Annotated in this window: 9 protein-coding genes; 8 read left to right on the top strand and 1 reads right to left on the bottom strand. The window is 41.7% G+C overall.

The annotated features are described in order from the left end of the window. Positions 1 to 28: 28 nt before the first annotated feature. Positions 29 to 2,308: a TonB-dependent receptor gene (locus N8A86_RS10055; protein WP_430682199.1), complete on the top strand. Its 2,280-nt coding sequence runs from the start codon at positions 29 to 31 to the stop codon at positions 2,306 to 2,308. A 43-nt stretch (positions 2,309 to 2,351) separates the two neighbouring features. Next, positions 2,352 to 3,503 carry a lycopene cyclase family protein gene (locus N8A86_RS10050; protein WP_273568949.1) on the top strand — a complete coding sequence of 384 codons (1,152 nt, stop codon included), beginning with the start codon at positions 2,352 to 2,354 and terminating at the stop codon, positions 3,501 to 3,503. Here N8A86_RS10050 and N8A86_RS10045 read toward each other — a convergent pair. Further along, the gene (locus N8A86_RS10045) at positions 3,500 to 4,474 is read right to left on the bottom strand and encodes a polyprenyl synthetase family protein (RefSeq protein WP_273568948.1); all 975 of its coding nucleotides are present in this window, start codon (positions 4,472 to 4,474) and stop codon (positions 3,500 to 3,502) included. The genes N8A86_RS10050 and N8A86_RS10045 overlap by 4 nt on opposite strands. Before the next feature lie 144 nt (positions 4,475 to 4,618). On the opposite strand from N8A86_RS10045, the gene N8A86_RS10040 reads away from it, so the two are divergent. The 6 genes from N8A86_RS10040 to N8A86_RS10015 all read left to right on the top strand — a co-directional run bounded on the left by N8A86_RS10040 (position 4,619) and on the right by N8A86_RS10015 (position 12,533). Continuing rightward, positions 4,619 to 5,176, top strand: a complete 558-nt coding sequence (locus N8A86_RS10040; protein ID WP_273568947.1) for an RNA polymerase sigma factor — start codon at positions 4,619 to 4,621, stop codon at positions 5,174 to 5,176. A gap of 11 nt (positions 5,177 to 5,187) precedes the next feature. Beyond that, positions 5,188 to 5,493: a hypothetical protein gene (locus N8A86_RS10035; RefSeq protein WP_273568946.1), complete on the top strand. Its 306-nt coding sequence runs from the start codon at positions 5,188 to 5,190 to the stop codon at positions 5,491 to 5,493. Between the two features lie 370 nt (positions 5,494 to 5,863). Beyond that, positions 5,864 to 6,469: a TetR/AcrR family transcriptional regulator gene (locus N8A86_RS10030; protein ID WP_273568945.1), complete on the top strand. Its 606-nt coding sequence runs from the start codon at positions 5,864 to 5,866 to the stop codon at positions 6,467 to 6,469. Then, the gene (locus N8A86_RS10025) at positions 6,469 to 7,815 is read left to right on the top strand and encodes a TolC family protein (protein ID WP_273568944.1); all 1,347 of its coding nucleotides are present in this window, start codon (positions 6,469 to 6,471) and stop codon (positions 7,813 to 7,815) included. Before N8A86_RS10030 ends, N8A86_RS10025 begins: the two co-directional genes overlap by 1 nt. Positions 7,816 to 7,849: 34 nt before the next feature. Continuing rightward, positions 7,850 to 9,034, top strand: a complete 1,185-nt coding sequence (locus tag N8A86_RS10020) for an efflux RND transporter periplasmic adaptor subunit (protein ID WP_273568943.1) — start codon at positions 7,850 to 7,852, stop codon at positions 9,032 to 9,034. Further along, positions 9,027 to 12,533 carry an efflux RND transporter permease subunit gene (locus N8A86_RS10015; RefSeq protein WP_273568942.1) on the top strand — a complete coding sequence of 1,169 codons (3,507 nt, stop codon included), beginning with the start codon at positions 9,027 to 9,029 and terminating at the stop codon, positions 12,531 to 12,533. The genes N8A86_RS10020 and N8A86_RS10015 overlap by 8 nt, the downstream gene beginning before the upstream one ends. Positions 12,534 to 12,623: the final 90 nt, after the last annotated feature.

The following is a 12,623-nucleotide window of genomic DNA, read 5'->3' as shown; positions in this document are numbered from 1 at the left end:
TAAATATTATTTTTTAGATTTGAAAAAAATAAAATTCATTAGTACTCATTTTAGCTTGCTTTTGGTGCTATTGCTGTTTTTCAGCCTTGCCGATGGATATGCGCAATATGCTAAATTAGAAGGCATCGTCACCGATGACGGAATACCTGTGCCCTTTGCGAACATCTATTTAAAGAACACAACACTAGGGACTTACAGCGATAAAGAAGGGGTTTTTTCTTTGCAAGATATTCCTATGGGTTCGCATAACTTGATGGTTTCAATGATAGGGTATAAGACTTTTTCCAAAGTCATAGAACTCAGGTCATCAGAAACAATGAAACTGACTATCAGATTGGTAGTATCGACAGAGCAATTGGAGGAAACGGTGGTAACTGGCACCCTAAAAGCGGTAAAACGGTCTGAAAGTCCGGTACCGGTCGAAGTTTATAGTCCGACTTTTTTAAAACAGAATCCCACGGCCAGTATTTTCGAGGCGCTCCAGAATGTAAACGGAGTACGGCCACAAATCAATTGTAATGTTTGTAATACGGGCGACATTCATATCAATGGCCTAGAAGGCCCGTACACGCTAGTACTGATTGACGGGATGCCCATCGTCAGTGGTTTAGGAACGGTTTATGGATTATCGGGCATTCCGAACTCCCTTATCGAACAAATTGAAATTGTCAAGGGTCCCGCATCAAGTTTATATGGTAGTGAGGCCGTTGGCGGACTCATAAACATCATTACGAAAAATACTTTGGAAGCTCCCGATTTTGCCGCAGATGCATTTCTGACGGGCTGGGGAGAATATAATCTAGACATAGGTGCCAAGATTTATATTAGTGAAAAAACTGATGTATTACTTGGTGTGAACTACTTCAACTACGATGAGCTCATTGATAACAATGGTGATAATTTCACTGATTTAACACTTCAAGATCGAATTTCGGTCTTCCAAAAATGGAATTTCCAACGAAAGGACGAGCGTATTCTTTCAGTGGCCGGACGGTTCTTTTATGAGGATAGATGGGGTGGCGAACTGCAATGGACTCCCGAATTCCGAGGAGGTGATGAAATTTATGGCGAAAGTATTTACACGAGACGTTGGGAAGTTTTGGGCAAGTACCAACTTCCAGTAAAAGAGAAGTTACTACTGTCTTTCTCTTACAACGACCACGCTCAGAACTCGGCTTACGGTTATATTCCATACATCGCCGACCAACGTATCGGTTTTACACAGTTGACCTGGGATAAAAAAGTGGGAAACCATGATGTATTGTTGGGTAGTGCATTGCGATATAATTACTACGACGATAACACGACGGCTACCGTTATAGCAGATGAGGTGATTATACCCAGTTTGTTCGTTCAAGACGAAATCAGTTTGGCAAAGAAGCATTCGCTCTTGCTCGGTATACGCTATGATTATGATAAAAGGCATGGTAATATCTTCACGCCAAGAACTGCCTACCGATGGAAAATGTCCGGCAATGATATTTTACGTCTTAATGCAGGCACCGGTTTTCGAGTCGTTAATCTCTTTACCGAAGAACATGCCGCCCTTACCGGAGCACGCAATGTCATTGTTACCGAAGAGCTTGAACCAGAGCGTTCGTTCAACGTAAACCTGAATTATCAAAAAAAGATCTATACCGACAATGGCACCTTTGCTACTATTGACGCGTCCCTATTTTACACGAACTTTAGCAATGCTATTCTTCCTGACTATGATATCGATCCAAATCAGATTATCTACGATAATTTAGATGGAAAATCAGTTTCCCAAGGAGTCAGTGCCAACATAGATGTGGTTTTTCCTTCGGGATTCAAATTTTTGGTCGGAGCTACTTTTCAAGATGTACGCCAAACCGAAAATGGAGTTTCATCAAGACAAATACTGACCGAAAACTACACCGGGACCTGGAATGTAGGCTACAACTTTCGTCGCCTGAAACTTAAGGTCGATTACACCGGAAACCTATATGGCCCTATGCGATTGCCCACGCTAGGCGAAAACGACCCAAGAAGCGATTTCTCCCCTGTTTGGAGTATTCAAAACATTCAATTCACATATAAAGGGCTAGACAATTTTGAATTCTACGGAGGCATCAAAAACCTATTGGACTGGACACCCAATCGTGGAAATCCGTTTATTATAGCACGAGCCAATGATCCTTTTGATAAGAATGTCACTTTTGATACTGATGGAAATGTGGTGGCAACTCCGAACAACCCAAATGCACTGACGTTTGACCCCTCCTACGTTTACGGCCCCAACCAAGGAATTCGTGGATTCTTCGGTGTGCGTTATCAATTGAACTAAGTTTTTAATACTTATTTTTGACGGGTTATTTTAATCCCGTTTTTTGGACTATCCTTCTCAATTCGATTATATCATCATCGGCGCAGGTGCCGCTGGCCTAATGCTAGCCGATACCATGGGAAAAGATTCTTTTTTCAAGGACAAATCTATTTTATTGTTAGATAAGGATGCAAAAAAGAACAACGATCGCACTTGGTGCTTTTGGGAAAAAGGACAAGGAAAATTTGACAAAATCATCCACAAAGAATGGAACCACATCTATTTTAGCGGGAAGCAATTTTCAAATCGTTTTGAGATACATCCCTATACCTATAAGATGGTTCGGGGTATTGACTTTTATGATTCCTATCTGGAACGAATTAAAGCCTATCCCAACATTTCGTTTCGACAGGCAAATGTTTCGCAGGTGACAGATAATGGAACAGCGGTAATCGTATCCACGGATAAAAACCAATATTCCGCTTCCCAGGTTTTCAATAGCATCTTCCACTACCACATGGCAACCCACCAGACCGAATATCCGGTATTGCAGCAGCATTTTGTAGGCTGGGTCGTAAAAACCTCGGCTCCTGTTTTTGATACCGACCAGGCCACTTATATGGACTTCTCCATCCCCCAAAAAGGGAATACACGTTTTATGTACGTTCTGCCGTATTCGGAAACCGAGGCCTTGGTGGAATGTACCTTGTTTTCCGAAGAATTACTCCCGAAAAAGGACTATGAAACCGCCATCAAAAGGTATTTGAAAGACGACCTCAATTGTACCGAGTTCGAGATTTTAGAAACCGAACAAGGTAGCATACCCATGACCTGTTATGATTTTCAAGAACACCACACTGCAAATATTCGCTATATCGGTACCGCTGGGGGTTGGGCCAAACCCAGTACGGGCTATACGTTTATGAGTACTTCTAAAAAAGTGCCAGTACTTGTGGACTATATCAAAACCGGAAAGCCCCTCAACAAACTTAACTTCAAGAACAAGTTCTGGTTTTACGATTTATTGTTTCTAGATGTGCTGAAAAAAGATAATGCCGACGGACATCAAATATTCGAATCACTGTTTAAGAACAGGAATCCACAGTTGATCTTTAAATTCTTGGATGAGCAAACCTCATTTTTGGAAGACATTAAATATATCTGGGGATGCCCAAAAATACCCTTTATCAGGGCATTGCTCAAGAGGATTTTTTAAACGTTGCGCCGCATTAGGTTCTCTCCGAATTTTTGGAGCAATTCTTTCTTATCCTCTGAAACATCCAAATTTTTAAGAACTTCAAAAGCTTTTTGGGTATAACTTTCGATTTCCTTCTGCGTATGTTCGGCGGCACCACTTTCTTTAAAAATCATCTTGATACTTTCTATTTTATCGATAGGATTTTTAGGTTGGATGGAAAACAGATCTTGAAGTTCTTTTCGTTGGGCCGAATTTCCCAACTCAAGCGCTTTAAGGTATAAAAAGGTTTTTTTGTTGCCGATAATGTCACCTCCTACCTGTTTGCCAAAAGTCATTGGATCACCATAGGCATCGAGATAATCGTCTTGCAATTGAAAGGCGAGACCAAGATTTAATCCAAAATCGTAAATATTATTTTGAGAGCTTTCAGATGCTCCGGCGATAATTCCGCCCATCTTCAATGCGGCGGCAACCAGAACTGCTGTTTTGTATTCTATCATTTTCAGATATTCGGGAATCGTAACATCATCACGGGTCTCGAAATCGACATCGTATTGTTGCCCCTCGCATACTTCGATGGCCGTTTTGCTGAATAATTGAGCTAAGTAACGAAACGTTTCACCTCTATAGTTCTCGAATAGTTGGTATGCATTGATGAGCATGGCGTCGCCGGAGAGAATTCCCGTATTGATATCCCATTTTTCGTGAACGGTTGCCTTGCCCCTTCGCAACGGAGCGGCATCCATAATATCATCATGTACCAAAGAAAAGTTGTGAAATACCTCTATGGCCAAGGCCGCATCTAGGGCTTTTTTATAATCGGTTCCAAAAATATCCGTCGCCATTAAAGTCAGCACGGGTCGCAAACGCTTTCCGCCAAGACTTAAAATATAAGCAATGGGTTCGTAAAGGTTTTTGGGCTCCTTGGTCGCGGTTTTTGATTCCAGATAGGAAATGAACTCCTCGCGATACGCTTCAATGGAATGCATAAGGGCAATTTTTGGTAAAAATACATCCTATTTAACAAACGGCTTTTCCCAAAAGGGTAACAATTGCAAAAAAAATATGTCAAATAATGCAATAGCTTTGAAAAGCTTCGTCTTTAATCATGAAGACCCTTAGAAAAACCTTTGATGGTTTCAGAAAAACAACCGAACAATAATTTAAACACTTTCTTCAAAGAAGAATATAGCTCGCTCAAAGGTTATGTGCGTTCTAAAATCGCCCATACTACCGAGAGTGATGCCGAAGACATTATTCAAGACGTGGCCTTACGGATATTGTCAAGACCTACGGATGCATTACCCATTAAAAACATCGGAGGTTTCGTTTACAATGCCATTAAAAACAGAATTATTGACCTGATGCGCACAAAAAAGGAGCGGATATACGATGAAAAAACCTTAGAGCACTTATGGACGGAATTTACCCAAATGTTTTACGATGGCACGGCAGATGAGTATCCGGATCAATTGAAGAACAATCTAAAAACAGCGATTATGGAACTAAAACCGGCCTATCGCGACATCATACTAGCGGTAGATTTTGAAGGATATACCTATAGGGAAATAGCCGAGGAAACAGGAATACCGGCAGGCACCCTGATGTCGCGAAGACACCGCGCCATGTCAATACTCCTGAAAAACTTAGAAACCGGCCCGCCAACGGGCACGACAAAAAAAGAAAACTAAAAAACAAAATTATGGACTATACAGAAAACATTGAAAGACAGATGGAACAAAAAACGAAATACTTCGTAACCAAAGTGGTCAAAGTGATATTCTTTATCATACTCGGGCTGGGTATTGCCCTTTTAGTAGGGTACATCGTTATGCGATTATGGAACTGGTTAATGCCTGAACTTTTTGGCCTACAAGAAATTGGATACTGGCAAGCCGTAGGCCTACTTATTTTGGCAAAGATCTTTTTGGTTTTGGTGGTGGCGACGGCCCTGGCGGTAGCTCAAAATCCAAAAAAACCGATTCGTCAAAAAAATATGGCTCAATGAGAAAGGATTTCTCCGATTGGAAACACTACGATCAATTTTGGAAAGAAGAAGGCGAGCAGGCCTACAAAGAATATCTCGAAAAAATTGAACCAAAAAAAGAAGACTGATGGCCCAAAACAAAAAAAGCATCTCTAAACGAAAGTATAATTATCATCACAAGGTTTTTTTCTGGAATTTAAATAGTGCGGTCACCAAGAAATCTGAAGATCCAGATTGTGAAGATAAAAAGGAGAACAGGCGCTTGTAGCTCATACTGTCTAACACCATGAACAAAAACAATGACATTGGTCATAAGCAATGTTAAATAAATGTAAAACTTAGGAAACTTTTTATGTTTTTAAAGTTTCCGATTTATATTTGTCGCCCGATTATGAAAGAAAAAATACTCGAAAAAGCGACGGATATGTTCTTAAACCTGGGGTTTAAGAGTGTCACTATGGATGATCTTGCGAATGAGATGGGTATTTCGAAGAAGACGATCTATTCCCATTTCGAGAACAAGACCCATCTTGTAGATGAAAGCACATCACATTTATTTTGTAACATTTCTGACGGAATAGACTACATATGTTCGTTGAACAAAAACCCTATCGAAGAACTTTATGAAATAAAAAAGTTCGTAATGGTCCATTTGAAAGATGAAAAATCGTCTCCTCAATATCAATTGCAGAAATATTATCCTAAAATATATGGTTCAATGCGGGCACGGCAATATGAAGTGATGCAAGATTGTGTTGTCGATAATATTAAAAAAGGTATCGATCAGGGTATTTATCGGGAAAATCTCGATATCGATTTTGTCAGCAGGATTTATTTTACGGGAGTAACCAGTATAAAGGACCATACATTATTTCCTGTCGATAAATTTCCCATGGCGGAACTTATGGACAATTATTTGGAATATCACCTCAGGGGCATCGTCACCCCAAAAGGAAGAAAAATATTGAATTCGATTATCAACTCAAACCAAGAATAATGAGAAATCATTTCATAGCATTCGTTGCGATTTTTATGGTGGCCTTAGGCTTTTCCCAGGAAGAGATGGCCCAATCTTCAAGCTTCACTTTAGATGAAGCCATAACCTTTGCCCTTGAAAATAACTATAAGGCCATCAACGCCAATCGCGATATCGTCGATGCCCAAAAGCAGAAATGGGAAACCATTGCCACAGGGCTACCACAAATAAACGGATCTGTCAGTTATCAGAACCAGTTGAAACAGCCTGTAAGTGTGATTCCGGCAGAAATATTTGGGGGCGAACCCGGTACTTTTGTAGAGGTGGTATTCGGACAACCCCAAACTGTCAACGCCACGGCCACATTGAGCCAGCAAATTTTTGACGGTTCTTATATTGTTGGGGTTCAGGCCACAAAGGCATTTTTGCAATATAGCGCCAACAATAAGGAAAAGACTGATATTGAGGTGCGCAAGGCCGTAACCGAATCATACGGTAATGTTTTGCTGGCTCAAGAAAGTGTTGCTATACTTGAAAAAAACAAGGCCAATCTAGAGAAAAATCTTTTCGAGACCGAAAAAATATATGAAAACGGATTAGGCGATGAAGAAAGCGTAGAACAATTACAGATTACCCTGTCTTCAATAGAAAATCAATTAAAAAACGCAATTCGGTTACAAGATATTACACTACAAATGTTGAACCTCAATATGGGTATTTCGGTTGACTCACCCACAAAACTTTCCGAAGACTTGAACGATTTGGCCCAAAAACAGATTGACCTTCAATTATTGGAAGCGGAATTCAATATTGAAAATAATGTGGATTTTAAATTAGTAGAGAATTTGAACCAACAACGCTACTTTGAACATAAGTTGGCAAAAAGTAGGGCATTGCCAACTTTAAATGCCTTCATCAACTATGGCTCTTCCGCTTTTGCGGACACTTTTAACTTTCTGAATAGTGACCAGCAATGGTTCGACTCCTCTATTTTGGGGTTTGACCTTAGCATTCCCATATTTAGTTCAGGAAAAAGAAGTGCCAGTACTGCCAGGGCCAAAATTGCCTTGGAAAAAGCCAAGACTCAAAAATTGGAAGCTGAAGAGCAGATTCGTCTGCAATTGGAGAGTGCCAAAAGCGACTATATTTTGGCCATAGAACAGTATCAAACCTCCCAAGAGAATCTTGGTCTGGCCGAACGTATTGAAAACAAAAACCAAATCAAATATTCAGAAGGTATCGCTAGTAGTTTTGAACTACGTCAAGCACAGACACAACTATATGATGCTCAAAAGGGATACCTTCAATCGATGGTGGAGGTCATCAATAAGAAAACGAATTTGGAAACGATTCTTAATAATGAATAATCAACAAACAACAGCAGTCTATAAAACTATCGAAATGAAAAAAATAATCTACCTCTTAATCGTTACGTTCGCGGTTCTCTCTTGCGGAGGAAAGCAAGAACAATCGGTCGAAGTCTTAGTAGCACAAGGTGACCTGGAAGCATTGCGCGCCAAAAAATCGGAAATTTCCGCGCAACAAAAACTTATCGAAGTCGATATCAAAATGCTCGATTCTGCTATCGCCACCAAGTCAGGGGACGAAAAACTACCCCTTGTGACCACCATTACTACCTCGTCACAGAAATTTGAACACTTTTTGGAACTGCAGGGCAATGTACAGACCAAGCAGAATGTTTTGGTGTATCCTGAGATGGCGGGGACTTTGCAACGTGTCTACGTAAAGGAAGGTCAACGGGTTGGCAAAGGACAACTTCTGGCATCGATTGACGATGGAGGAATGGGCAGTCAGTTGGCCCAACTAAAAACCCAGGCCGATTTAGCCAAGACAACTTTTGAACGCCAGAAGCGTCTTTGGGAACAAAAAATAGGTTCCGAGATTCAATACCTACAAACGAAGAGCCAATATGAAGCAACCGAAAGTGCCGTTAAGCAAGCAGAGAGCCAATTAGGTAAATCTACCATCAGGGCCCCGTTTTCAGGAATCATCGATGATGTCATAAAAGATCAGGGTACAGTGGTATCCCCAGGGCCAGGTTCAGAGGTTTTCCGGATTGTGAATTTATCCGATATGTATATAGAAGTTGACGTTCCCGAAACCTATTTAGGAGGAATAGAAAAGGGCAAAGAGGCTATCGTATATTTTCCGGTCTTGGGAGATACGGTTCACACAAAAATTCGTCAGACCGGTAATTTTATCAATCCCGATAATCGTGCCTTCACTGTCGAGATTCCGGTTCCCAATAAAAAAGGAAATGTCAAGCCGAACCTAACGGCCAAGGTCAGCTTGAATGATTATTCCAAGGATGGGGCAATCGTTATCCCACAGAGTATTATTTCCGAAAACGCCGACGGGGAGCAATACGTTTACATTGCCACCAAATCGGATGCAGAAAATGAAGCTGTTGTGAACCGACAGATTATAACCACAGGAAAGACACAAGGTAGCATGGTCGAAGTACTTACAGGTGTTTCGGATGGCGCTGAATTGATTCAGGAAGGAGCACGGAGTGTCAAAGATGGCCAGAAGGTTCAAATTCTAAACAACAAGACCAATGAGTAGACAAAAGAAAAACGCTGATAAAGAATTTGGGCTATCCTCATGGGCGATAGACAACCCTTCGGTCATTTATGTGATGATCGCGATTTTTCTATGGATCGGTTTTCAGGGATATCAAGCAATGCCAAGGGAAGATTTCCCCGAAATCGTAGAAACCAAAGTATATATTAGTACTCCCTATCCCGGAAACACAGCTGAGGACGTTGAGCGATTGATTACCGACCCCTTGGAGGAACGCCTAAAGAATGTAAGTAACGTGGTCGAGGTGACTTCTACCTCCCAAGAAGATTACTCCATTATTACAGTGGAGTTCGACGAAGAAATCTCGGTCGAATCGGCAAAATTAAAGGTCAAGGACGAAGTCGATGGTGAAAAAGCCAGCGAAGATTGGCCCACTTTTAACAACGCCAAAGTCGAGCCCAACATTTTCGACCTGAACCTTTCGGAATCCTTCCCGATCATGAACGTGAATTTCACGGGGGATTATCCTGTGGAAAAACTGAAGGAGTACGCAGAGTACATGCAAGATGAAATCGAAGACCTATCACAGATCAAGGAGGTAAGCATTCGAGGTGCCCAGGAAAAAGAAGTCGAAGTTGCCGTAGACGTTTATAAAATGATGGCGGCCAAGGTCAGTTTTCAAGATGTTCTAGGTGCAATAAGCAACGGCAACATGACCATGTCGGCAGGCAACATCGAATCAGGCGGACAGCGTCGTACCATTCGCGTCTTGGGCGAAATCCAAGACCCAAAGCAACTCAACGATTTTGTGGTCAAATCTGAAAATGGGGCGGTATATCTGAAGGATATCGCCAAGGTGACCTTCGATGAAGAAGAAAAAACGACCTACGCCCGTGAATTTGGCGAAAGTGTGGTCATGCTCGATATCAAAAAACGATCGGGCAAGAACATGATAGAGGCGACGACCAAGGTTAGGGAATTGGTAAAGGAAGCCCAAGAAAACTACTACCCTGCCGACCTCAATATTACCATTGCCAACGATTCTTCAGGAAGAACGTTGAACCAAGTCGATGACCTGGTCAACAACATTATCTTCGGTATCATACTCGTGGTTACCGTATTGATGTTCTTTTTAGGATTTCGAAATGCGCTGTTTGTCGGTTTTGCAATTCCCATGTCAATGTTCATGTCGTTTATGATCCTGAACTTATTGGGATACACCTTAAATACCATGATCCTGTTCGGAATGATCATGGGTCTCGGAATGTTGGTCGATAACGGAATCGTGGTCGTCGAAAATGTGTATCGCTTGATGAGTGAGGGCATGTCAAGAACGGAGGCCGCAAAAAAAGGAATAGGGGAAATCGCATTTCCTATAATTATTTCGACACTTACCACTGTAGCAGCCTTCGTTCCTCTAGGACTTTGGCCCGGTATTTTTGGTCAGTTCATGAAATATTTTCCCATTACACTTTCTGTAGTATTGGGGTCTTCGCTCTTTGTAGCGATTTTTATGAACTCCATGCTGGTCTCCCAATTTATGGAAATCGGCGAAAAAGAACTGACCAAGAAGCAGTTGATACGTTTGAGCATCATTCTCGGAGGTTTCGGAATTTTTATCTTGATTTTCGGTGGGGCCATGAAAGGATTGGGCTCGGTCATGATAGTAACAACGATACTATTCTGGATTTATAAATATGCCTTAAAAAAATGGGCGACAAGCTTTCAGAACAATGCCATGGTCCGTTTTGAAAATTGGTATGAAAAACGAATCAAGCATGCGCTTAGGGGAAGCAACGTCTATTGGTATTTCGGAATTACATTCTCTTTGCTCATCGCAGTTTTTATGCTCTTCGGAATGTCGATCGGAAGCGGTCGGACAAAAATCGAGTTCTTTCCCGATAACAAACCCAACGAGATTTACGCTTATATCGAATATCCTCAGGGCACATCTATTGAAAAGACCAATGAACTTACCGAGACCATCGAAAAAAGGGTTTATGCCGTAGCCAATCAGGATAAATACACTAATGGAGAACATAATTATCTTGTTGAATCAGCCGTATCACAAGTAGGTGAAGGAGCAGGAAACCCGATGACCGATGGAGGTTCGGCCGCCGAAATGCCGCATCGTGGCAAAGTCACCCTATCGATGCGCGAGTACAAATACAGAAATGATTTGGATACTGAAGATCTTCGGGCCGAAATCCAAGAAGCACTGACCGGAATATATCCCGGAGTGGCGATTTCCGTTGAAAAAGAGGCAAATGGGCCTCCGGCGGGGTATCCTATAAATATCGAACTCGAGGGGAAAGATTATACCGAACTAATCAACACCGCCGAGGATATTCGAAACTTTATCAATACCAAAAACATCGCGGGTATCGAAGAGTTGAAAATCGATGTGAATAAAGGCAAGCCGTCTATGCAAGTGGTCGTAGATCGTGAAAAAGCAGGCGAATTAGGCGTGTCCGTAGGTCAAGTCGGGCAACAATTGCGCCGATCCGTTTTTGGAGAAAAAGCGGGTGTATATAAGGTTGGTGGCGAAGATTATGATATCAATATCCGTTTCAACGAAGACATACGTTATAACAAAAGTGCGTTGTTCAACCAGAACATTATTTTTAGAGATCAAGCGAGCGGAAAGATAAAAGAGATACCCGTTTCGGCGGTCGCCTCGCAAAAGAATTCGTCAGGATTTAGCGCCATCAAACATCGCGATGCAAAAAGAGTGGTTACGGTTTATTCGCAACTGAAGCCCGGGTTTAGTGATGCCGGTGCCATCGTTTCTGAAATCCAAAAGGAAATGGAGGAATACAAAGGCCTCCCGGCGGACATAAAAATCGACTTTACAGGCCAAATCGAAGAACAGAACAAACAAATGCAATTTTTGGTCGGGGCATTTTTCTCCGGCCTTGGTTTGATATTCTTGATTTTAATATTCCAATTCGGAGGCATCTCCAAACCCTTTATCATAATGATCGCCATCTTCTTGAGCTTTATAGGGGTATTTGGCGGGCTGATGCTAACGGGCTGGTCGTTCGTAATCATGATGACCATGATGGGAATTATTTCGTTAGCGGGAATCGTGGTGAACAATGGTGTGGTGTTGCTTGATTATACACAAATATTGATCGACCGTAAAAAAGTGGCCCTAAACCAAGACGACAAAGACCTACTAACTATGCCACAGGTCACCGAAGTGATTACCAAAGCAGGTAAAGCAAGGTTACGCCCTGTAATCTTGACCGCTATTACCACCGTGTTGGGTTTGATTCCTTTGGCCATCGGACTTAACATCGACTTCTTTTCGTTATTTACCGAATTCAACCCAAAAATCTATATGGGCGGGGACAATGTGATTTTCTGGGGGCCATTGGCTTGGACAGTTATTTTCGGACTGATCGTGGCGACCTTTTTGACCTTGATCATCGTTCCCGTATTGTTCAATATTACGTATCGGATGAAAATTTGGTTCAGAAGGGGCAGAAAGAAAGAATCAAAAGAAGAAGAGCAAGAGGTTTTGGAAACCGCTGCATGATCATTAAAATTTATGAACTGAAAGTCCTAACCGTTCGGTCAGGACTTTTTTATTGAAATATCGCGTAAAATGTACCGTACTTGCCAATAC

This window comes from Maribacter halichondriae (genome assembly GCF_027474825.1).
In the GTDB taxonomy this organism is placed as follows: domain Bacteria; phylum Bacteroidota; class Bacteroidia; order Flavobacteriales; family Flavobacteriaceae; genus Meishania; species Meishania halichondriae.
This window is presented reverse-complemented; position numbering and strand designations above follow the sequence as displayed.

Bases quoted from the DNA above. Each gene is read 5' to 3' on its own strand.
- N8A86_RS10045 (WP_273568948.1), bottom strand. From the start codon at position 4,474: ATGCATTCCATTGAAGCGTATCGCGAGGAGTTCATTTCCTATCTGGAA.
- N8A86_RS10040 (WP_273568947.1), top strand. From the start codon at position 4,619: ATGGTTTCAGAAAAACAACCGAACAATAATTTAAACACTTTCTTCAAA.
- N8A86_RS10035 (WP_273568946.1), top strand. From the start codon at position 5,188: ATGGACTATACAGAAAACATTGAAAGACAGATGGAACAAAAAACGAAA.
- N8A86_RS10030 (WP_273568945.1), top strand. From the start codon at position 5,864: ATGAAAGAAAAAATACTCGAAAAAGCGACGGATATGTTCTTAAACCTG.
- N8A86_RS10025 (WP_273568944.1), top strand. From the start codon at position 6,469: ATGAGAAATCATTTCATAGCATTCGTTGCGATTTTTATGGTGGCCTTA.
- N8A86_RS10020 (WP_273568943.1), top strand. From the start codon at position 7,850: ATGAAAAAAATAATCTACCTCTTAATCGTTACGTTCGCGGTTCTCTCT.
- N8A86_RS10015 (WP_273568942.1), top strand. From the start codon at position 9,027: ATGAGTAGACAAAAGAAAAACGCTGATAAAGAATTTGGGCTATCCTCA.